Source organism: Ruegeria sp. D3 (assembly GCF_056534465.1).
In genome coordinates, this window is record NZ_JBQFPK010000012.1 from 87,103 (window position 1) to 106,721 (window position 19,619).

Below are 19,619 nucleotides of genomic sequence, written 5' to 3' on the forward strand. Positions count from 1 at the left end.
GGGTCTGGAATGTCTATGTCCACAACCCGGCAGGGATCAATCCAGATTTGATCAAAAGCGGCACTCGAGCGCGAAAGATCGCGCCTATCTTTTTCGGGCCGAGTTTGCCACAGTTTGCAGGAATTTTGTCTCTCGGGGGATGTAAATAGATGTAACATTCCCTATCTTATTGGGTAATTGAACAAAAAAGGGGATAGTGCAGATGTCGAGCCATAAATTTGACGCGTTGATCGAAGAAACGCAGGCGAAAGTCCGCGAAAGCCAGTCGCAGATCGAAAACCTGACCTCGCGCATTGACGCCGCCCGGGCCAAGATTGGCACGGCCGAGGCCGATATCGACATCGAAAACGCTACGCTGGAAGATGTGCACGCCCATACTGAAGTGATGAACGCCAATATTGCCGAGCTGATCATGGGTCTGGATGACGTCACCAACGCGTTCTCCAAGGATTTCGACGAGATGCGCTCGAAAACCGGGTGGGAGAGTTTTGTTGGCATCTTCGCCAAGGGCAAGTCCGAATCCATGCGGCAGGAGCGGATGCGCACCGCCAATATCGACGACAAGCTGCAGGACCTGATCGCCAAATCTGACGTGATCGTGAAACTGCTGGAAGGGCAGCTGTCCGTGCTGGAGGAACAGCGCGTGAAGGTCGAGGACAACCTGACCGGCACGCTGGATGATCGTGAGGCGACAGTGGCCGAACTGGAAGCATTGCGGGCTGAAATTCAGGGCATGGACCCGACCATCATTACACTGGAAAACAAGATCAGCGTCGAACAGGACGCCGCCGCGCGCACTCAGCTTGAAACCGAGCTGGCCGAGTTGAACAAGCAATACAACGCCAAGGTTCAGGAGGAACAAGTCAAGCTGGCCAAATCCCAGACGCTTGAGCGTTACATTGAAAAGGGCAAGACTTGGGTCGATTCACTGCAGAACCAGGCGGCGACGCAGATGGTGCTGATAAACAAGCTGCAGACAGACACGCAGCAGCGCGTGGTGCTGTACGATGCCCTGACCAAATCGCTGAAAACCGCGCAGCAGCAGGACGTGGCCCACCGCATCAACGAGATCGGCGTGCAGACCGACCAAGAGGCGCAGACGGCAATGGCCGCAATCGGCACCGCGACCAACCAGAAAATGGCCGACATGCTTGAGGCGCACGAAGGCCACATGGTCTTTGCCCGCGACGTGTTGGAGAAAAAGGCCAAGGCGGATGAGCGGTTCGCGCGCCGGTTTGCCTCGATTGTCGAGAAGCATGATAAGAACTTGTATGGTGGATAAGAAAAGGCTGGTTGCGACGAATGCCATTTTTCTTGGAGCAAGACAAAAGCAAGACATGGGTCGAGCGAAACGGTGAGCTTGTTTGGGGTGCAATCGGGCTCGCTTTTCTAATCTCTTTTCTGACGATGATGGTGAATGGATTCTACTTATTGTGCGGTGCTGGTGCTCTCGGAGCTATTTGGTCTACCTATCGGTTGGAGATGTTTCGCAGGTCGCAAGGAATTAACAGCGTACCAACCAACAACCATGGCGATGGCGGGCAGTCGCCCGGCCGGGATTTTGGTGGTTTTGGCGGTGGTGATGCATGACTAACCCCACCCGAGAGCGTGTCGGCCTGACCGGCACCTTTGCACCTTTTGGGCTAAAAGTGGTTGTTAAGAAAAGCTTTAGGAGTTTGTGCGGCGGATGAACGATTTTGAGAAGAAAGCTCTGAGATTGTTTGTCCTCGTTGCAGCTTGTTCCAGCGGGGTCGCTTTCACGTTCGGAATCAGTTTCGCGAATAAAACTGCGATCTCGATCGGCTCGGTAGCTGCAGCAATGGGGGTGATTGTTGCGTTCCTATGGGCCGCTCAACTCTGTTTAGAAAGTTTCAGAAACTACGGGTTGGGCGAAGGCATCGAATTTTTGTATGGCAAAGATCATGCCCGGCACATGTTTGGCGAAAACTACAAAAAGCCCCCAAATGACTAACCCCGTCCAAGACCATGTCGGCCTGACCGACACTTTCGCCTCGCGGCGTTATTTCCGCAAATTCGAGGTGATCACCGTCCACCTCCTTCGCGTGGCCGCGACGATGGAGGCCGAGGGCGCGATCAGCAAGCAAGAGGTGCGGATCGTGTCGCGCTACCTCTCGGGGTTGCTCTATACGTTCCGGGCACTGTCCATGAAATACCTGCTGGTCGGGCGTGATACGGGGCGGTTCTTTGGCAGCCTTGCCATGGACAAGCGCGACAGCGGGTTTCCGGTGGCGGCCGAGTTGCTGACCATGGCCAACGACGCGCAGCAGGCGCAGGTGCATCTGGCCAATATGCCATCAGCCGACGATCTGAAAACCGACATGGTGCGCACCATCATTGGTGACCGCGAGATACCGACCAAGCTGCAATTCGCACTGTCGCAAAGGCTCTATTACGAGGAATTGCTGAAAGGACAGCTGTTCTGGGCCCGTAACGATCCCGAATGCCATTGGATCGGGAATGAAGGGGATCGGCGCAAGTTTCTGATCCACTGGGCGGTTTATGACAGCCAGATCAACCTGCCAGTCATCTACATGATGCAGTTGGAGGACAGCGGGCGCACGGCCCTGCCCAAGGACCAGCGTCGCTGGCCCGAGGTACAGGCGCATCTGATGGCGCAGTCTTTGGGCGGGCTGAAGCTGGTGACGATCGCCACGGGCTTCGATCAGGACTTCGATGACCTGCACCCCAAACACCTGCGCCGAATCCATGTGGGCCCGATGTATTCCTCGGCCTATACGGAACAATCCGGACCCCTGCGGCAAGTGCTGGAGGACGCTCAGGCTCCCGAAGGTCAGGATTGGGCGCTGGCCTGGACCATGGAACAGTTGGAAAGCGAGGACGTGATCGAAGAACGCGCCGGGTGGTTCTCGACCGTCGAGCGCGAGGTGTTCGCCTTGGACCCGTTCGGCGGGCAGGGGGCCGAGACCGGAGCGACGCAAACGCAGCGATCGATCATCCTGCCCCAGCGTCCGTTTCAGGTTCTGGCTGAGCGCAGCCCGCCAGGGTTTGCTGATGTGCGCAAATTCGTTGTCAGCAAGACGGGGCAGGTGTTGAGATACTAGTTTTTTCGCATCGGGCGGAAGTATTTTTGAACAGAAGAAGCAACGGCGGTTTTTTAAATGAGTTTGACGTCAGATCAGATGGAATTGCGCGAAGATGATATTCGTAAGCATTACCCGGCAGCGACCGCTTTGCTGAACGGGTTCGAACACGCGCCGCGGATTGCCAAACCGGTTGAGGCAGCGGTCGAGCGTTCTCCGGGTGTTTCGACCGGACGGCGGTTTCGATCCACGACGCCGGGGCTGGTGACGCGGCGCAACGCGCGCGCGGACGGGGTGCATCTGGTTGAGCGGATCGAGGCCTCGGATGACGGCGATACGCTCGTGTCTCCGCCACAGGCGACCACCCAGCAGGCCATTCGGCGTGCGATTGCCATCGCTTTGGCGGTGGCCGAGGCGTATGCGGAGCAGACTCCGTTGGCAGACTTGAAGCGGGCCAATCTGGCGGGGGATCTGCCAGTTGCACGCAAGACCGAGTTTTCGGAATTGCTGACGGCTGAGGCTTTGATCACATCACACGCCTTCAGCAATGCGCTGGCTTACCTGATGTCCTCACATCTGGGCGAAACCACGGTTGATCTTGGCGAGATCGAAGAGGTCTTGACCGACAATGGTCAGCTTGCTCTGCATGGTGCCCTGTGGGAGCTGGATCAAGTTTTGGCCAAACACGCCCCCGACGATGCCCACCTGATCGCGGCCACCAGCGCCTATGCCGAGCAACTGATGGACAAGGCTGCTCTGCGGGCGCAGTCCGCAGGCCATCTGGCTCCGTTCCAGAACGCCGCCTGGCATATTGAGGCCGATGACCTGACCATCCGGGGTTTCGAGCCCGCCTCCAAGGCCAAATCCACCACCCTGACCATGACGTTCAAGAAACCGAACGAGGTGGTGGGCAACCATATCGCCAAATATCAGGCGATGAAGCTGTCCAAGATGCTGATGGCTTATGACTTCGACCGTCGCCTGAATCCGTTTGCGGAACTCGGCGGGTTCATCTTTACATTCATGGGCGACGGCAAACCGGGCACAGGCAAGACCACCCTGATCCAGATGATGGCCGGTCTGATCAACGACTATTGCCAGAACGCGGGCTATCCGTTCCGCTATCAGAACCTGAGCACCGACAATATCGACAGCTATCAGGGCAAATCCGGCCAGAACGCCAAGGCGTTTATCAACACGATCATCGACCCCTCGGTTATCGGCTTTGGCACCATCGATGATATCGACCAACTGGCAGGTAAACGCGGCGACCGGCAGTCCTCAGCCGGGCAATTGGAAATCACCGCTGTGCTGATGGAGAGCTTTGCGGGTGCCAACACCGTTGTACGCGGCAACTGCACCTTTGGTATGTTCTCGAACTACCCTGAGAACGTGGACGATGCTCTGCGCCAGCGGGCGGGAGCGCGGTTTTTGGTGGACGGTCCCCAGACGCGCGAGGATTACATCGACATTCTGCACCTGCTGATGGGCCGCAACCACGACATCCCGCTGGGCGAGCACGAGGCTTATGCCGCGCAAGAAATCAAAAAGGCCGTCGCTGCCAGTTTTGAAAGCCACTCCCACCCGCATGAGGACGCCTTGCTGCAGGTTTATAATCGGGTTTCGGGCGAGATCGGCCAGATGGACACGATTGCCAAGCTGGGCACCTACCTAAAGGCGATCCAGCAGGCGGACGAGCGGTTTACGGGCCGCGCCATCAAGAACATCACCGACGCGGTCAAGGTCCGCGCGATGGATTTCGAACTGCCTGATGAGTGGATGGAGAACCCCGACCTGTTCCTGTTCCGCGACTACGACACCAAGAAGGCCATGATTGAGGACCTGCGCCAGCCGATCACGGTGGACATGGTGATGCAGGAAGTCAACCGCTACGCCGACAGTGAATTCCGCTATGCCGACAAGAGCGACGAGGTCGCCATCGAGAACGCCGTCCGAGAAATGGGCCGGATGGAAGAAGCCAAGCGGCGGTATCTGAAGGGGAAAACATGACCGGCGGCTTGATCCTGATCTTCGGATCGCTGATCGGCGTTTGCCTGTATTCCGGCGTCATGGTTGCCCGTCGCCGACCACCCTCTCGACGTGCCTTTGCCATGCTGGCGCTAATTGTTTTCGCGGTTACGTACGTCTGGAGCGCGTTGTTTGAAATCTGGATCAACGGTGCCTCGGTCCTGCGCCCCGCCTCATTGGTCCACGCCTTCGGTCCGGGTCAGGCCCCTTCACAATTTCTTGCGCAGGCGTTGTTCTGGTTCGTCCCCGCAATGATCTTGGCCGGCGGAGCGTGTGCAGTCACGCTTCGCCGGAAAAAGGACGTAATGACATGACTTTAACTCTCGCAATCTCTGGTTTGGCGCTTGTACTGGGCCTGATCCTGCCCCTGCGTTGGGGTGTGTTCGGATTTCTGGGCGCCGTTGCGGTTCTGTATCTGACTCAGTTCGGTGTGAATGCAGGCAGCGGCTTTGAAGGCGCGTCGTGGGACGAGACCCTGATCCTGTTTGAAGGCAGTGTGGTGTCTTATATCGGCTTCAACTTGCAGATCACCGCGCGGGCGTTTGCGCTGCCACTGTTGGTGCTGGCAGTTGTGGTTGTTGGTCGTCTAAATAGAATGATGAGGTGACGAACTTGAGAGCGATCATCGCCGCAGTCTTATTTGCAGTCATTCTGGCTGTATTTATGACCACCACTATTTGCGGTTGGGACGGGCTGATGCCCGAAAACTTCCGGGTCATTCGTAGTTGTGGCACAACGGATTCACCAAACGAAGTTTTTCTCAGCTTCCTAGTATTTGGGTGTTTCCTCGGCGTGATCTTATCAATTTTGCTTCTTCTGGAGCGATGGGTTTTCAAAAGGTATCTTCCATGATCCGTCTCATCGAAAAAGGCCTGATGTTTGGCAACCTCGTCCACATTTCCAGCCCGGCCTTGGTCGAGCGGTATAACCGCGCGTTGCAGCATCTGGCGGGCCAGACCACTGATCTGACAGATTTCCATGTGGATATCTCGGGCTATTCGCCCGAAGTGGGGCAGGAATTGGACGACCCGCTCTACCTCAACCCCAACGGGGTCAACCGGCAGTTCATCCTGTTGACGACCGAGCAAAAACGAGCGCCGTTGCTGAACGTCAAATTCTCGACCTCACGCGATATTCTGCGCGAGTTCATCGAGATGAACGAGGCGCAGTTGTTCGCCCTGACCGCCACGGATGCGGTGGCCGGAGAGCTGGTGAACTCGGTCTTCAAACTCACCACGTCCGCCGATCTTCTGAACCTACGCAAGATTGAGATTGAAGCCGACACGGTGGGCGGCACTCTGCGCAGGGCCGAACAACTTGCAGGCATGGTCGAACAGTTCAAAACCCAAGAAGACGCCTGGTTCGACGATGTGCTGATCGCCAAAATGATCGAAACCGCCGAAGAAACCGGGGACGTCACCCGAAACCCCGTTCACCTGCGTCACACTGCGTTCGAACAGCGCAATTTCTGGACGGCGCATTTCGGCGGGCTCTACCTGTTCCCCGACCTGGACTATCCGGCGGCGATTTGCATGGGCGAGCGGGCTGATGATTTGCCGTTGAACCACGTGTTCGATCCGGTGCAACGGCACCAGATTGCGGCTTTCCTGAACGATAATTCTCTGGTCGAGACCATCATCGAGGCGCGCGGCTTGAACTCGGCTGCTGTGTTGCAGCAAAAGATGGATTTCCTGACCATCCATGCCGCAGCTGACGCTGGCGTTGACCTGACCGGGCTGGACCGCAGCGATATGCGCCGTCTGGCCCGCAACCACGCCGATCACCTGCCCGGGGCCTATCATGGCCTGGCCCAGTTGCTGCGCTGGGCCAGTGACGGAGGGCCGTGGCCGCTGATCACCTCGGACCACCCGGCTTATTTCTATACGCTGCGCGCCACCGACACGCCAAACCGCGATCTGATCAACATGCTGTTGGCCGAATTGGCCCCGCTGGACCCGCGCCAAATGTTCATCTGCCACAAAGAGCTGTTCTATCGGACCTATTCCACCTGGCCGGACACCAAGAAAGCCTATGTTGCCGACTTCCTCGCGCGCGAGTATCAGGTGGACAAAGCCGGTGCCCGCGCCGCGCTGTTCGGTCATGAACCGGACATGAGCGGCACCGACCGGGTCAGCGACGCGGTCATCGCGCGGGTCGGCCCTTGGGGCGCGGTAGGGAGAAGCTGAATGATCGTCGCAATCCGTTTTCTGATCCCCTTACTGGTCATTCTGACAGTGATTTATGTCGGGTTGTCGATCTATTCCCGTCTGATACGCCGTCGTAAACTGATCGCACATTGGGAAAAGAAAGGGCTACACGGCGATCGTGACGCATTTCTGCAGCGGGGGATGCGGCAGTATGATAACTCGTTTCGAAAGAAACTGCTGCTGGGTGTCTATGTCATCCCGCTGGGGGGCATTGCCCTGCTGATCTATATAACAAATTTCATGTGAGGGCCGAATAGATGGTCTATATCAAATGGGCATTCATCATCGTCTTCTGGGGGCTGGTTGCCTCGGTTCTGGAATACACGTTACCGCAGCAGGATGTGGTGCGGATCGTCAAGACCGAGGTGCGGCGCGTCGATTTCGGTGAGAACTCGATCTTCTGGGCGCAGCAGGATACCGGGCAAGAGGGCGCGCAGACCGTCAATCGCGATGTGCGCTTTGTCGAAACCTTCCGCCCCAACGGCAAACCGCGTGTTTACCGCAATGAAGATACCGGCTGGGGATGGCCACCGTACTTCAAGCTCGATAGTTCGAACCTGCAGGCCGAACTGACCAATCTGGTCTCGACTGCGGATAACCCGCAATGGGTGGTGCTGCGCCATTACGGCTGGCGTAATCAGCTAATGTCGATCTTTCCAAATGCTGTTTCTGTTCGCCCGGTCGATAGCCCCGATGTGCGGCTGATCCCTTGGTTCAACATCATTTTCCTTACTGTCTTCTTTGCCATCGTTTGGGCCATATGGGTGCGTTGGCGCAGGTTCCGCGCAGCGCGGGTCGATCCCGTGATCGAAAACGTCGAAGACGGGTTATATGCCGCTGGGGATGCGATTGGAGAGCAAAGCAGCAGGTTCAGGAAGTGGCTGGATAGCTGGAAATCCAAGTAATCCCGTTCTTCTTTCGCGAAAGGCAGGATGGGGCCCATGGCCCCGCCGAACCCTTAACGCACCACGAATTCCGCGTGCAATGCCCCAGCGGCTTTGATCGTTTTCAGGATATCGATCATGTCGCGGGGGGAAACGCCTAATGCGTTCAGGCCGGCAACAACCTCAGATAAGGTTGTTGCCTCGGGGATTTCAGCCAAACCAGTCCCTTCTTCTTCTTCGATCCCGGCGATCGTTCTGGGGACAACAACTGTTTCACCACGCGCAAAAGGGTTGGGTTGTACTGCAATAGGGGCTTCTTCTACCGTGAGGGTCAGGTTCCCCTGCGAGACTGCAACGCGCGAAATGCGGACTTCTTGACCCATGACAATCGTGCCAGAGCGCTGATCCACCACGACGCGCGCTTTGGTTTCCGGCTCGACCAGAATGTTTTCGATCCGACCCAACGCATGCGCCGTCGAGATCGACTGTGTCGCGGCAATGTTCAACTCCACAGTGCCAGAATCTCGCATGATGGCAACGGGGCGGTTGAATTCCGTGTTGATTGCAGACTCAATCCGGCCAGCAGTAGTAAAATCCGGCTCTCTGAGCGCCAGTCGCATTTGTGTCAGCGACGAAAGGTCAAAATCAATCTCGCGCTCGACCCTCGCCCCAGAGGGGATGACGCCAGAGGTCGGAACCCCGCGCACAACAGACGCGGCTTCGCCCGCGACAGCGGCACCACCTGCCAGAACGGTGCCTTGGGCGACCGCATAGATCTGGCCGTCCGCTGCGTTCAAGGGCGTCATGATCAGGGTGCCTCCTAAAAGACTGTTGGAATCCCCGATGGCTGAAACCGTCACATCAATCTGGCCTCCGACCCTGGCAAATGGTGGCAAGCTGGCGGTTACCAACACGGCGGCCACGTTCTTGGGCCGAAAATCCTCACCGTTCACGTTCACGCCCAAACGTTCGAGGATGTTGGACATGATTTCCTCGGTGAATGGGGAATTGCGCAGCCCATCCCCGGTTCCGTTCAGGCCAACCACAAGGCCATAGCCGACAAGGTCATTGCCCCGAACACCATCAAAGTCCACTAAGTCTTTCAACCGGATCGCTCCGGCCGAGGCCAGGCCAGGCAGCAACATCAAAATGAAAACCAGAACTCTCATCTCAGGTAGTTCACCAGTGACAGGTTCGCGTTGCGAACGGTTACGGAATACAGGCTTTCCAATTGAAACTGGACTGTCTGTAGCTGCGCCGCGGTTTGATATGGGTCCGCGGCAATCAGTTCGTTTCGACTGAATTCAAGGCTTTTCATTGCTGCGCTGTTGCGTGTTGCCGCCTGATCAATTCGGGCTTCTGCTGCACCGACCAGAGCGCGCAGGTTTACTGTTTCATTTTGCGTGTTGGCCAGATCGACACCCAACTGCTTGAACAGCGCGGTTCGTTGATCGCGGGGTAGGTTCAATGCGTTATCCGAAACCAGAGCAGCGACAGCGATGTCCCTGATCGCGGCCTTCAGCGCCGGGTCGGTCGCAGTTACCGGTATGTTGACGCTTTCATTCTCGGAGATTTGCATCGCAGAAAGCGTAGTCGCCGAACCCTGGTAAATAATCGCGTCAAAACCAGTGGGGTCATTGAACCAGTCTTCCGCCGCCTGCCGAATATCTGTTGCCGTGACCAACCCGGTCAACTCGGCCTCAAGCGCTGTCAGAAGGGTGTCTGCGGTCGGCAAGGGTGAGACATCGGTGGCTGTGCCTGAAAACAGACTGCGCCCCCCGGCACGGGTGTTCAGTGCTGACATGATCGTGTCCAGCTCATTCCTTGCCTGTACCGAAGCGTTTTCGTGGGTAACTGCTTGATTGGACGTGCCAAAAGACAATAGTGCGGCGGTTATCTCTCCGACCGAGTCGTTAATCGTGGTCAGGCTTAGCTGCATGGTATCGGTGAACAAACTGGCCTCGGCAGTTGAGACTTTGAACGCCTCAAGCCGTGACAGACTGCGATCGAGATCAAGCAAATGAGAATAGTCCCCATCCAGACGGCCACTGACGTCCTGCACTTTGCCCGTGGACATTTCGTAGGACAGAGTCTCGATCTGGGTTTTAATTTCGGTTGCGCGGCTTTTCAGAGTGAGGCCGCGCGCCAAATCACCTATAGATGTCAAAGTCATGATCACAACCTCAGCAATGTTTCCATCAACTCATCCACGACCGAGATAAGCCGCGCGTTCGCTGAATAGATCTGTTCAATCTGGATCAGACGCTGAAGCTCCTGATCCGTGTCCACGCCTTGTTCTGCTTCGATCTTGGTCATCTCGAGCTGGGAGCTATTGGCGAAAGCCAGACGTTGACTGGCCGTGTGCGCATTCGCACCGGTCCTGGATAGAAGCGCCTCGGTCAGGTCGGATGCGCGCATGTCTCCGGTCCCGAAAGGGGACCCGGCTACCGGTCGCGCTTGCGATAGAGCGGCCCCGAACGCCTGCAATTGCGTGGCGTTTCCGGGGTCTCCGGGGGTTATTGCCCCTAGGCCTGCGCGCAATTTCCAGCTTTGGCCGCCGTTGTCAGGATCGACAATGGAATTCAGGTTAATCCGCGAGGCCAGCCCGGCAGGCGCAGTCGGATCAAAACGATTGCCTTCATCAGTGAACAACCCTGGATCGGTGACCAGCGCCGTAGGGTCCAGACCCGGTGTTTCAAACCGCTCGATCAGATCGCGCGCGACCGTGTCCAGATTACCCTGGGCCTCAACGGCAAGCTCGTCACGGACTTCGAACTCAGCGGCAAGAGCACCCCCTTTGATCTGCGCGTTGTCTCCGCTGGTGCTAACCGGGTTTCCGTTCATCTGCAGGCCCGACAACAAGCCGTTTGCCACAGTCATATGGGGCTTGGTCTCGCCAGTTGTGGTGAACGTAAACTCGGCTGCTGTACCTTCAAGCAAGATCAACCCTCCATCCGAGTAGATGGACACCTGATCATTGGCCCGAGGCACAACATTAACTGGAATAACCTCGTTGACTTGATCGATCAGAACCTGCCTTTGGTCCAGCAAGGCCCCAATCTCACCACCGGCGTATTTGACGGCGGAAATCTTGGCATTCAATGCCTCAATGTCGGTTAACGTCTGGTTCAGCCTGTCGACAAAGCGACCAATTGACCGATCCGCGTCTGACCGCAGATCACGCAGCCCTTCCGAGGCAGCATTCAGACTGTTTGCGAGATCGCGACCCGTGCGGGCAACCTGATCCAGACGCTCTGACGAGTCGGGCAGACTGGACGCGGTGATCAATGAGCCGTCGAAATCGGCCAGACGGGCTGCAAGGGATGTGGCGTCATCCGGGGTGCCGACAAGCCCCTCCAACCTGCTGTGAAAACCTGATACGGTCGATTGACGTGCCAGTTCGGCATCTGCGTTGCGGCGGTTGGCTGTTAGCACAGGATCCTGGGTTCGAACCACGCCGACGGTTCTAACGCCATGGCCAGAAATCGTGTTCGTCGTCAGTTCCAGACTTCTGCGTGCATAGCCGGGCGTTAGCGCGTTGGCGATGTTCTCGGACACTACCGAGGCGCCGCGGCTCGCGGCCGTAAGACCGCCAATGGCATTGTTCAGGGCCGTCGACATGTTCATGGCACGGGTCCTTTCGCTGGGTTAGCGCCGAAATCAGCGTTTGATATTGGTGGTTTCCTGCAGCATCTCATCGACCGTCTGGATGACCTTCGCGCTTGAAGAGTAAGCCCGCTGCGTTTGGATCATCGAGGTCAGTTCGGTCGCGACATCGGTGGTGGATTCCTCGCGCGCGAAAGAAACCAGATCGCCCGTCGGACCTTCACCCGCATTCCACAAAAAGAACGTGCCGCTTTCGCGCGACGGTGCATAGGTTTGGCTGTCCAATGCCGTCAAGCCGTTGGGATTTGGAACATCTGCCAACGGAATCTGGAACATACGACGGCTGACGCCAGTGTCATAAAACGCGTAGACATAGCCGTTCTCGTCGACCTGAACACTGGTCATCGTTCCCACAGCTGACCCATCCCGAGTAATCGAAACCGGCGCGAATGTATCCGACAACTGTGTGATCCCATCTGCGTCGCCGATCTGGCCGATATTAACCTCCATCGGGCCGCCCGCTACGTTCACCACAACGCCGCCGGTGGCAGGGTCATAAGCACCGCCCGAAACTGCCGTGACGCTGGCAAGGGTGCCGCCTGCTGTCCGGCTGTCGGTAAAGGTCAAAGTATATTCCCCGATCACCGCGCCGCCCGAAGCCGAATCGCGCATGATCATCGTCCATTCATTGCTGGACCCTGTTGCGGGAACAGTGGGCACCAGTTCGATATCGATGCTTTCCGATTTGCCCAGATTGTCAAAATATTCGACGGACAGAGGTTGGCTGTCCCCAGATGCCCCTGCATCTGTTGCGGTAGCAGGCAAGTTCATCCGCAAGTTCATCTGCGTGGTTGGCGCGCCAGACAACTGATTGACACTAAGTTGAATGGGCTCCAGCGCGGCGGGCGTGTCACGTGGTACCGCCGGTATGGACCCGTCAGGATTTGCACGCCAGCCCAGCAGAACCAAACCGGATTCGGTGACCAGATACCCCTCTTCATTGGTGCGAAACGAACCGGTTGTGGTCAACAACATCTCGTTCGAACCACCCGCGATCTGGGAACTGGGACGCACCGGTAGCATCCCACGCCCGCGTACTGCCAGATCGGTCGAGTTGTTCGTCGTTACCAGCGAGCCGCGCTGGTCGATCAGTCGCTGGCTGGTTGTGCGCACACCGCCCGCCGAATAGCTGCCGCCTTGGCCAGACGTGACCATGGAATGAAAATCAGTTTCAACCCGCTTGTACCCAAAGGTGGATGAGTTGGCGATGTTGTCGGAAATCGTTGCCAACCGATTTGCATTGGCCTTCAATGCAGCCACGCCAGCATTCAATGAAGATGAAATAGTCATGGGCACGCCCTTCTGTTGCGTCAATCCTTGATGCAACAGCTAACGCGCTGGGCCTTAACAGCGCGCTAACAGGTAAAATGCGTCCTATCCTTTTCCTATCAGGAATTGCGCAGGAAGATGATCTCGATCCTGTTATTGCGCGCCGCCATCGGGTTCTCATCATGTATTTCGCGATCCGCGTGACCGGTAACCCGATCCAGTCGAACTGGTTGAACACCCTTATCCTGAAGCATCTGACGCACTTTCTGCGCCCGAGATGTCGATACTGCCCAAACCGGATTACTGGCCACCACGACAGGAGACGAGCCAACGTGACCCTCAACCGCGATATCGTTGGTCACAAGGTCCGAAGAACGGGCAACCAATAGCGCCAGAGCACGCATGATCGCAGTCGGTGTGTCGCTGCCCGATTCGAAAAGCGGTTGATCCTCAGTATCGAACAGTTCGACCACCAACCCTTCATCGGTCACTCGCGTGACAATGTGTTTCAGCACCTTGTCCGAGACCATGCTCTCTCCGGTTCGTCCCATAAGGCGCGCTTCAAGGGTCGAGAACTCCTCGGTGCTTTGCTTGCCCCCTTCATTGGCGACACCGATCGACCCCCGTGCCTGACGGGCGGCGGTGGGGCTGCGCTGACTGGCACCCGAGCCATCCATGACCATGGTCAATTCCGAGAACATATTGTTGCCGCCAAAGGCTCCGTCGCCTCCGCCCGAGACCGGATTCACCGGAATCGTTGGCGAGAAATAATCCGCCAGCCCTTTGCGTTGTTGTTCCGTCGTTGCATTCAGCAGCCACATCAACATGAAGAACGCCATCATGGCCGTGACAAAGTCGGCATATGCGACTTTCCACGCGCCACCGTGGTGGCCATCGCCACCTGACACACGTTTCTTCTTGATGATGATTGGCGCCGCATTGGATTGCGCACCCATCTCCACCACCTTTTCTATCACCCGACTACAGGGGTAGCCGGGCAGGTCTTAAGGTGGGCTTAACACTTAAAACTGTTCGGATTTCACTGTCGCGCCAGCGTGGGCCCGGCCCGTCGCAGGATCAGCTGCAGGTGGTTGAAGCTGTTCCTGATTCCATCTGATTCAGATTTAGCAAAGAAAGCATCCAGTTCCTCATGCACCCGCACGGCCTGATCCAGCAGCGGGTCCGCGCCCTCGGAATACAGCCCCGCCTTGATCATAACCTCGGATTGCTCATAGCTGCCGACCAGTTTGCGGGCCTCGGCGATCATTCGGTTTTCATCTTGGGTCGCCGCACCCGGCAGGCTGCGCGAGACCGAGCGGCTGAGGTCGATGGCCGGGAAACGCCCGCGCTCGGCAATTTCGCGGCTCAGGACAATATGGCCGTCCAGAACGCCGCGCAGAATGTCGGCCACGGGTTCATCCATATCCGACCCGGCCACCAGAACACTGAACACGGCGGTGATATCGCCCTGATCCGCCGTCCCCGGTCCGGCCCGTTCGCACAGACCGGCGATCAGCGGCGTGACAGACGGAGGGAAGCCGCGCAGCGACGGGGATTCGCCCATAGCGACGGCGATTTCGCGATGCGCTTCGGCAAAGCGGGTCACCGAGTCGGCAAGGAACAGGACGTTCAGCCCCTGATCACGCAGATATTCGGCCACCGACATGGCCGACCAGGCACAACGCCTGCGCGCCAGAGCCGACTGATCTGAGGTCGCGGCCACCACAACCGACCGTTTCATCCCCTCGGCCCCCAGCGCGTGTTCGACGAATTCATTCACCTCGCGCCCGCGTTCCCCAACCAAAGCGACAACAACGGCATCCGCCTGCATCGACTTGGCCAGCGTGGCCAGCAGGGTCGATTTACCCACGCCCGAGCCCGCAAACAGCCCAACGCGCTGTCCTTGCACCACCGGCAGCATGGTGTTGAGCATGGCCAACCCCGTCTCCATCCGCGCGCCCAGTGGTTTTCGGGCCACGGCGGGGGGCGGGGCCTGCATGATGTCGCGCTCCTGCGTACCAGAGAGCAGAGGTTTGCCATCCAGTGGTTTCCCGAACGGATCGACCACCCGCCCCAGCCAATGCATCCCCGGCGCAAACTCAGGCGTCTGCTCTAGAATCACCCGGTCGCCCAGACAAACGCCATCAGGTGCGGCGGTGGGCATCATGTGGATCAGGTCCGATTCGACATGCAGCACTTCTCCGGCCAGATCGGGGCCGTTGCGCCGCCGCAGGGTCAGGTGATTGCCGATCCGTGCTTGCCCTTCAAGTCCTTGAATTTCAACAACTCCACGCGCCACGCCGGACACACGCCCCATATGGCGCACGGCGGAAAGACGGTCGAATTCGCATTTCAGAAAGCTTGGGCCGAGATCGGACATCGTGGGTTCTCCAACGGGTTTCTGAAAACGGTTTCTAAAGGAATCGGGGTTAAGCCTTGATTGAAATTGATCGAGGGAGAAGCCCCGATGTTCTATGACCTGAACGTCTTTAAGACAGCGCACGCAATGGCAACCCATGCCGGGCAACGGCAGGCGGTAATTGCACGCAACATGGCCAACGCGGATACGCCGGGCTACCAGCCCCGCGATCTTGAGGCCTTTCAAAAAGCACTTGAAATGACCGGGCGCGGGGCTGCGATGACCGCAACGCGCGCCGGGCATTTGAACGGTAACAACGCGTCGCAGCCTTGGGCCGAATATGACGTCGCGCCTTCGGGTGATCCCAATGGCAATGGTGTGTCCGTCGAGGAAGAGATGTTCAAGGCGGTCGAGGTCAAGCGCCAGCATGACCGCGCGCTGACCATCTACAAATCCTCGATGAATATCCTGCGCACCAGCCTTGGCCGGTCATAAGGAGGCAGTGAGATGAGCGATTTTTCCCATTCCCTTGCCGCCTCGACCAGCGCCCTGCGCGCACAATCGGCGCGTCTGCGACACGTGTCCGAGAATATTTCGAACGCCGATACGCCGGGGTATCGCCGCAAGACCGTACCGTTTGAAACCGTGCAGAAAGACGGGCGAGAGGTGGTGCAGGCCGGGCGGGTCAAGCTGGACCGCCGCGACGCGTCGCGCGTTTACGACCCCGGTCATCCGATGGCGGATGAGACCGGCCACTATCGCGGCTCGAATGTCGATCTGATGATCGAGATCGCCGACGCCCGCGAGGCACAGCGCAGTTACGAAGCCAATCTCAAGATGTTCGACCAGACACGCCAGATGTCGTCGAGCCTGATGGAACTCCTCAGAAAATAAAGGACACCAGAATGGATATCCGAGCCCTCAATGCCGCCCAGAACTATGCTGGCGCGCGCCCTGCAACGCAGGCCGATCCCGATCACGCCGGAATGGCTCATGGATTGCGCAGCACGTTTCAGGATTTTGCCGCGACGCTGAAACAGTCCGAGGCCATCTCGCAGACCGCGATGACCGGTCAGGCTGATCCGCATGCGCTGGTGCAGGCGCTGGCGCAGACCGAGCTGGCGGTCGAGACCGCCGTGGTGGTGCGCAACAAAGTGGTCGAGGCCTATCAGGAAATCCTGCGGATGCCGGTCTGACGCGATGCTCAGCGAAGGTCTGTTCTATGACATCGTGCGTCAGGCGCTGTGGGTCGCGGTGATCACCTCGGTCCCGATTCTGGCGGTGGCGCTGGTTTCGGGCCTGATCGTGGGCCTGTTCCAGGCGCTGACCTCGGTGCAGGAGATGACGCTGACCTTCGTGCCCAAGCTGATCGCCATCGTCATCGTGTTCTGGATTTCCATGGGGTTCATGACCCAGACGCTGGTGACGTTTTTCACCACAACCCTTGTCCCGCTGATCGCCGGAGGTCGCTGATGGATACCGCCTATACCACCTTGTCCCGCCAGTCGGGGTTGATGAACGAAATGCGGCTGGTGGCGAACAATATCGCCAATGCCAACACCACCGGATACCGCGCGCAAGGCTTGGTGTTTTCCGAATTCGTGCACGACTTGCCCGGCAATCCGTCCTTGTCCATGGCGCGGGCTGAGGTGCGCAATACGTCTCTGCAACAGGGTGTTTTGACCCAAACCGGAGGGGATTTCGATTTCGCCATCGAAGGCGATGGATTCTTCATGGTCGAAACTCCGGCCGGCAATCGATTGACACGGGCAGGGGCGTTCTCGCCAAGCGCCGAGGGAGATTTGGTCACGATGGATGGCCATCGTGTGCTGGATAGCAACGGCGCGCCGGTTTTTGTACCCCCCGACGCGGCCTCGATCGACATGGGCAGCGACGGCACCCTCAGTATTGAGGGGCAATTGCTGGGGCAGCTGGGTGTCTACCGGGTCGAAGACCCAACGACCCTGGTGCGCGAAGGCAGCACGCAGTTCCGTAGCGAAGGCGACGTAGTGCCGGTCGAAGAGCCGGTGATCGTTCATCGCTTTCTCGAAGGGTCCAACGTCAACGCGATCGAACAAGTGACAAGGCTGGTCGAAATCCAGCGCGCCTATGAGCTGGGCCAGAGCTTTCTTGAAACCGAAGACGAACGGGTGCGGGGCGCGCTCAAAGCGCTGATGCGCTGACATTAGAACGGAGGATCTGACATGCGAGCATTGAAAATCGCAGCGACGGGCATGACCGCGCAGCAAATGCGGGTCGAGACGATCTCGAACAACCTCGCGAACATGAACACCACAGGCTACAACGCCCGCCGGGCTGAGTTTGCTGATCTGCATTATCAGCAAATGGCGCGCGCCGGATCTGTGAACGCCAATGACGGCACAGTTCTGCCTACGGGCATTCAACTTGGCCTTGGCGTGCGGCCTGCTGCCGTCACCGTACAATTGGCGCAGGGTGCTTTGTCCGCCACCGGTAGCGATCTTGATGTGGCTGTGGAGGGGCGCGGCTATCTAGAAGTCACGTTGCCCAATGGCCAATCGGCATTTACCCGCGATGGCAGTTTGAAGCGATCAGCTGGGGGGCTGATCGTCACCTCGGACGGGTTCGCTGTTGCGCCCGAAATCACCATTCCAGACGATGCAAGATCGATCTCGATTAACGCATCGGGCGAGGTCTATGCCTATTTCGACGACGCGCCAGAAGGTCAGCTGTTGGGTGAATTCACATTGACCAGCTTTTCGAACGCCAAAGGTCTGGAGGCGATCGGCAGCAACCTGTTCAAAGAGACCGAGGCTTCGGGCGCGCCCGTAGTCGGCACTCCAGGTGAGGACGGATTGGGCACGTTGCGGCAAGGTTACCTCGAGGACAGTTCCGTCGACGCCGTGCGTGAGGTCACCGAACTGATCGAGGCCCAGCGGGGCTATGAAATGAACGCCAAGGTCATCTCTGCTGTTGATCAGATGATGGGCGCGACGACACAGGTGCGCTGATGCGGACATTTCTTTTGATCCTTGCCCTGGCGGGGCCTTCTGCGGCGCTTGCCGATATCGTCGTACCAACCCGCACAATTCGCGCGAAAGAGATCATCGCGCCCACCGACCTTGTCACCAAGGAACAGGACGTTCCCGGAGCGGTTGAGACCCCGGATATTCTGGTGGGACAGGAAGCGAGGGTGGCGCTTTATCCCGGTCGCCCCATTCGCGCGGGTGACTTCGGCCCACCCGCACTCGTGGACCGCAATGACCTGGTGGTTCTAGTTTTTGACCGCCAGCCTCTGTCAATCACTGCCGAAGGACGCGCACTGGGGCGTGGGGCTGTTGGCGACCGGATCCGAGTGATGAATCTGTCGTCCCGAACCACCGTGACCGGTCTCATCCGGCTCGACGGTCAAATCGAGGTAAAATGATGTCAGGACTTGCCAAAACACTTCTTTTGGGCGCGCTCGCTTTGTCGGCCTGTGGCCGCGTGGATCATCTGGGCAAACCGCCCAGTTTTACTCCGAACGAGGACTCTCCGGAACATGTCGCGATGCTCTGGCCGGGTTTGCCACTGCATACTCAACCGCAGCGGCCTGTTGACCAATCATCGCTTTGGACCGGGGGGCAGAAATCGCTTTTGGGGGATCAGCGCGCCATCAAAAAAGGCGATATCTTAACTGTTGTCATCGAACTTGACGAAAAAGCTGAAATTTCGAACGACACCAACCGGTCTCGGTCCGGGTCTGAAAATCTTGAGATACCGGGTCTGTTTGGCCTGCCGCAGAGGGCGCTGGAACAACTGCCCGAAGGGGCGTCTCTGGATGAAGCGGTTTCAATCGACTCGGCGTCGTCCAGTCGTGGGAAGGGCTCGGTTAAACGCAAGGAAAAGCTGACATTGCGGGTCGCTGCGACTGTTATCGATGCGCTTCCCAACGGTGTGCTGGCCATTTCAGGTTCACAAGAATTGCGAGTGAATTTCGAACTGCGAGAGCTGCTGGTCACAGGCTATGTGCGCCCGCAGGATATCTCGCGACAGAATGAAATTACCTATGACAAAATCGCCTCGGCGCGCGTGTCTTATGGGGGCCGTGGCCAGATTACCGACGTCCAGCAGCCCCGCTACGGGCAGCAGGTCCTTGATACACTTTTGCCGTTCTGAGGTCGCG

General features: G+C 57.9%; 24 protein-coding genes. 18 read left to right on the forward strand and 6 right to left on the reverse strand.

Translation table 11 applies throughout. The annotated features are described in order from the left end of the window. Nucleotides 1-202: 202 nt before the first annotated feature. From ACR0DX_RS17165 to ACR0DX_RS17210, 10 genes are all read left to right on the forward strand, one after another. Nucleotides 203-1,282: a coiled-coil domain-containing protein gene (locus ACR0DX_RS17165; protein WP_170353807.1), complete on the forward strand. Its 1,080-nt coding sequence runs from the start codon at nt 203-205 to the stop codon at nt 1,280-1,282. A gap of 20 nt (nt 1,283-1,302) precedes the next feature. Then, complete coding sequence (locus ACR0DX_RS17170; RefSeq protein WP_170353806.1) at nt 1,303-1,590, forward strand: hypothetical protein; 288 nt, start codon at nt 1,303-1,305, stop codon at nt 1,588-1,590. A gap of 97 nt (nt 1,591-1,687) precedes the next feature. Then, nucleotides 1,688-1,972 carry a hypothetical protein gene (locus ACR0DX_RS17175; RefSeq protein WP_170353805.1) on the forward strand — a complete coding sequence of 95 codons (285 nt, stop codon included), beginning with the start codon at nt 1,688-1,690 and terminating at the stop codon, nt 1,970-1,972. After that, complete coding sequence (locus ACR0DX_RS17180; RefSeq protein WP_170353804.1) at nt 1,965-3,083, forward strand: hypothetical protein; 1,119 nt, start codon at nt 1,965-1,967, stop codon at nt 3,081-3,083. Before ACR0DX_RS17175 ends, ACR0DX_RS17180 begins: the two co-directional genes overlap by 8 nt. A gap of 57 nt (nt 3,084-3,140) precedes the next feature. Further along, a complete protein-coding gene (locus ACR0DX_RS17185) occupies nt 3,141-5,072 on the forward strand; it encodes an ATP-binding protein (RefSeq protein ID WP_170353803.1) in 1,932 nt (643 codons plus the stop codon). Next, on the forward strand, nt 5,069-5,404 hold the full coding sequence (locus ACR0DX_RS17190) for a hypothetical protein (protein ID WP_170353802.1): 336 nt from the start codon (nt 5,069-5,071) through the stop codon (nt 5,402-5,404). Before ACR0DX_RS17185 ends, ACR0DX_RS17190 begins: the two co-directional genes overlap by 4 nt. Continuing rightward, complete coding sequence (locus ACR0DX_RS17195; protein ID WP_170353801.1) at nt 5,401-5,697, forward strand: hypothetical protein; 297 nt, start codon at nt 5,401-5,403, stop codon at nt 5,695-5,697. Before ACR0DX_RS17190 ends, ACR0DX_RS17195 begins: the two co-directional genes overlap by 4 nt. Before the next feature lie 241 nt (nt 5,698-5,938). Continuing rightward, a complete protein-coding gene (locus ACR0DX_RS17200; protein ID WP_170724760.1) occupies nt 5,939-7,276 on the forward strand; it encodes a DUF6638 family protein in 1,338 nt (445 codons plus the stop codon). Next, complete coding sequence (locus tag ACR0DX_RS17205; protein WP_170353799.1) at nt 7,277-7,543, forward strand: hypothetical protein; 267 nt, start codon at nt 7,277-7,279, stop codon at nt 7,541-7,543. Nucleotides 7,544-7,554: 11 nt separating this feature from the next. Further along, nucleotides 7,555-8,202, forward strand: a complete 648-nt coding sequence (locus ACR0DX_RS17210; RefSeq protein ID WP_170353798.1) for a DUF1523 family protein — start codon at nt 7,555-7,557, stop codon at nt 8,200-8,202. Between the two features lie 53 nt (nt 8,203-8,255). Here the strand turns inward: ACR0DX_RS17210 and ACR0DX_RS17215 are convergent, their stop codons facing one another. The 6 genes from ACR0DX_RS17215 to ACR0DX_RS17240 all read right to left on the reverse strand — a co-directional run bounded on the left by ACR0DX_RS17215 (nt 8,256) and on the right by ACR0DX_RS17240 (nt 15,496). Next, nucleotides 8,256-9,350 (reverse strand): flagellar basal body P-ring protein FlgI, encoded by a 1,095-nt coding sequence (locus tag ACR0DX_RS17215; RefSeq protein ID WP_170353797.1) that lies wholly within the window; start codon nt 9,348-9,350, stop codon nt 8,256-8,258. Next, nucleotides 9,347-10,354, reverse strand: coding sequence for a flagellin (locus ACR0DX_RS17220; RefSeq protein ID WP_170353796.1), 1,008 nt, complete (start codon nt 10,352-10,354; stop codon nt 9,347-9,349). The genes ACR0DX_RS17215 and ACR0DX_RS17220 overlap by 4 nt, the downstream gene beginning before the upstream one ends. A gap of 2 nt (nt 10,355-10,356) precedes the next feature. Then, a complete protein-coding gene (flgK, locus tag ACR0DX_RS17225; protein ID WP_170353795.1) occupies nt 10,357-11,808 on the reverse strand; it encodes a flagellar hook-associated protein FlgK in 1,452 nt (483 codons plus the stop codon). Between the two features lie 33 nt (nt 11,809-11,841). Then, on the reverse strand, nt 11,842-13,137 hold the full coding sequence (locus ACR0DX_RS17230; RefSeq protein ID WP_170353794.1) for a flagellar hook-basal body complex protein: 1,296 nt from the start codon (nt 13,135-13,137) through the stop codon (nt 11,842-11,844). Nucleotides 13,138-13,235: 98 nt separating this feature from the next. Beyond that, nucleotides 13,236-14,072 (reverse strand): flagellar motor protein MotB, encoded by an 837-nt coding sequence (locus tag ACR0DX_RS17235; protein ID WP_170353793.1) that lies wholly within the window; start codon nt 14,070-14,072, stop codon nt 13,236-13,238. A gap of 83 nt (nt 14,073-14,155) precedes the next feature. Continuing rightward, entirely contained in the window at nt 14,156-15,496 is a 1,341-nt protein-coding gene (locus ACR0DX_RS17240; RefSeq protein WP_170353792.1) for a FliI/YscN family ATPase, read from the reverse strand. Between the two features lie 87 nt (nt 15,497-15,583). Between ACR0DX_RS17240 and ACR0DX_RS17245 the strand changes: the two genes are divergently transcribed. Genes ACR0DX_RS17245 through flgH form a run of 8 tightly spaced genes read left to right on the forward strand, consistent with a single transcriptional unit; the run spans nt 15,584 to nt 19,612 of the window. Then, the gene (locus ACR0DX_RS17245) at nt 15,584-15,970 is read left to right on the forward strand and encodes a FlgB family protein (RefSeq protein ID WP_170353791.1); all 387 of its coding nucleotides are present in this window, start codon (nt 15,584-15,586) and stop codon (nt 15,968-15,970) included. A gap of 12 nt (nt 15,971-15,982) precedes the next feature. Beyond that, nucleotides 15,983-16,369, forward strand: coding sequence for a flagellar basal body rod protein FlgC (flgC, locus tag ACR0DX_RS17250; protein WP_170353790.1), 387 nt, complete (start codon nt 15,983-15,985; stop codon nt 16,367-16,369). 11 nt (nt 16,370-16,380) lie between these two features. Next, entirely contained in the window at nt 16,381-16,671 is a 291-nt protein-coding gene (fliE, locus tag ACR0DX_RS17255) for a flagellar hook-basal body complex protein FliE (protein WP_170353789.1), read from the forward strand. 4 nt (nt 16,672-16,675) lie between these two features. Beyond that, the gene (locus ACR0DX_RS17260) at nt 16,676-16,948 is read left to right on the forward strand and encodes a flagellar biosynthetic protein FliQ (protein WP_170353788.1); all 273 of its coding nucleotides are present in this window, start codon (nt 16,676-16,678) and stop codon (nt 16,946-16,948) included. After that, a complete protein-coding gene (locus ACR0DX_RS17265) occupies nt 16,948-17,658 on the forward strand; it encodes a flagellar hook-basal body complex protein (protein ID WP_170353787.1) in 711 nt (236 codons plus the stop codon). The genes ACR0DX_RS17260 and ACR0DX_RS17265 overlap by 1 nt, the downstream gene beginning before the upstream one ends. Nucleotides 17,659-17,679: 21 nt before the next feature. Next, a complete protein-coding gene (flgG, locus tag ACR0DX_RS17270; protein WP_170724755.1) occupies nt 17,680-18,465 on the forward strand; it encodes a flagellar basal-body rod protein FlgG in 786 nt (261 codons plus the stop codon). Continuing rightward, on the forward strand, nt 18,465-18,881 hold the full coding sequence (gene flgA, locus ACR0DX_RS17275; protein WP_170353785.1) for a flagellar basal body P-ring formation chaperone FlgA: 417 nt from the start codon (nt 18,465-18,467) through the stop codon (nt 18,879-18,881). The genes flgG and flgA overlap by 1 nt, the downstream gene beginning before the upstream one ends. After that, on the forward strand, nt 18,881-19,612 hold the full coding sequence (gene flgH / locus ACR0DX_RS17280) for a flagellar basal body L-ring protein FlgH (RefSeq protein ID WP_170724754.1): 732 nt from the start codon (nt 18,881-18,883) through the stop codon (nt 19,610-19,612). Before flgA ends, flgH begins: the two co-directional genes overlap by 1 nt. The last annotated feature ends 7 nt before the right edge of the window (nt 19,613-19,619 follow it).

Bases quoted from the DNA above. Each gene is read 5' to 3' on its own strand.
- ACR0DX_RS17165 (WP_170353807.1), top strand. From the start codon at position 203: ATGTCGAGCCATAAATTTGACGCGTTGATCGAAGAAACGCAGGCGAAA.
- ACR0DX_RS17170 (WP_170353806.1), top strand. From the start codon at position 1,303: ATGCCATTTTTCTTGGAGCAAGACAAAAGCAAGACATGGGTCGAGCGA.
- ACR0DX_RS17175 (WP_170353805.1), top strand. From the start codon at position 1,688: ATGAACGATTTTGAGAAGAAAGCTCTGAGATTGTTTGTCCTCGTTGCA.
- ACR0DX_RS17180 (WP_170353804.1), top strand. From the start codon at position 1,965: ATGACTAACCCCGTCCAAGACCATGTCGGCCTGACCGACACTTTCGCC.
- ACR0DX_RS17185 (WP_170353803.1), top strand. From the start codon at position 3,141: ATGAGTTTGACGTCAGATCAGATGGAATTGCGCGAAGATGATATTCGT.
- ACR0DX_RS17190 (WP_170353802.1), top strand. From the start codon at position 5,069: ATGACCGGCGGCTTGATCCTGATCTTCGGATCGCTGATCGGCGTTTGC.
- ACR0DX_RS17195 (WP_170353801.1), top strand. From the start codon at position 5,401: ATGACTTTAACTCTCGCAATCTCTGGTTTGGCGCTTGTACTGGGCCTG.
- ACR0DX_RS17200 (WP_170724760.1), top strand. From the start codon at position 5,939: ATGATCCGTCTCATCGAAAAAGGCCTGATGTTTGGCAACCTCGTCCAC.
- ACR0DX_RS17205 (WP_170353799.1), top strand. From the start codon at position 7,277: ATGATCGTCGCAATCCGTTTTCTGATCCCCTTACTGGTCATTCTGACA.
- ACR0DX_RS17210 (WP_170353798.1), top strand. From the start codon at position 7,555: ATGGTCTATATCAAATGGGCATTCATCATCGTCTTCTGGGGGCTGGTT.
- ACR0DX_RS17215 (WP_170353797.1), bottom strand. From the start codon at position 9,350: ATGAGAGTTCTGGTTTTCATTTTGATGTTGCTGCCTGGCCTGGCCTCG.
- ACR0DX_RS17220 (WP_170353796.1), bottom strand. From the start codon at position 10,354: ATGACTTTGACATCTATAGGTGATTTGGCGCGCGGCCTCACTCTGAAA.
- flgK (WP_170353795.1), bottom strand. From the start codon at position 11,808: ATGAACATGTCGACGGCCCTGAACAATGCCATTGGCGGTCTTACGGCC.
- ACR0DX_RS17230 (WP_170353794.1), bottom strand. From the start codon at position 13,137: ATGACTATTTCATCTTCATTGAATGCTGGCGTGGCTGCATTGAAGGCC.
- ACR0DX_RS17235 (WP_170353793.1), bottom strand. From the start codon at position 14,072: ATGGGTGCGCAATCCAATGCGGCGCCAATCATCATCAAGAAGAAACGT.
- ACR0DX_RS17240 (WP_170353792.1), bottom strand. From the start codon at position 15,496: ATGTCCGATCTCGGCCCAAGCTTTCTGAAATGCGAATTCGACCGTCTT.
- ACR0DX_RS17245 (WP_170353791.1), top strand. From the start codon at position 15,584: ATGTTCTATGACCTGAACGTCTTTAAGACAGCGCACGCAATGGCAACC.
- flgC (WP_170353790.1), top strand. From the start codon at position 15,983: ATGAGCGATTTTTCCCATTCCCTTGCCGCCTCGACCAGCGCCCTGCGC.
- fliE (WP_170353789.1), top strand. From the start codon at position 16,381: ATGGATATCCGAGCCCTCAATGCCGCCCAGAACTATGCTGGCGCGCGC.
- ACR0DX_RS17260 (WP_170353788.1), top strand. From the start codon at position 16,676: ATGCTCAGCGAAGGTCTGTTCTATGACATCGTGCGTCAGGCGCTGTGG.
- ACR0DX_RS17265 (WP_170353787.1), top strand. From the start codon at position 16,948: ATGGATACCGCCTATACCACCTTGTCCCGCCAGTCGGGGTTGATGAAC.
- flgG (WP_170724755.1), top strand. From the start codon at position 17,680: ATGCGAGCATTGAAAATCGCAGCGACGGGCATGACCGCGCAGCAAATG.
- flgA (WP_170353785.1), top strand. From the start codon at position 18,465: ATGCGGACATTTCTTTTGATCCTTGCCCTGGCGGGGCCTTCTGCGGCG.
- flgH (WP_170724754.1), top strand. From the start codon at position 18,881: ATGTCAGGACTTGCCAAAACACTTCTTTTGGGCGCGCTCGCTTTGTCG.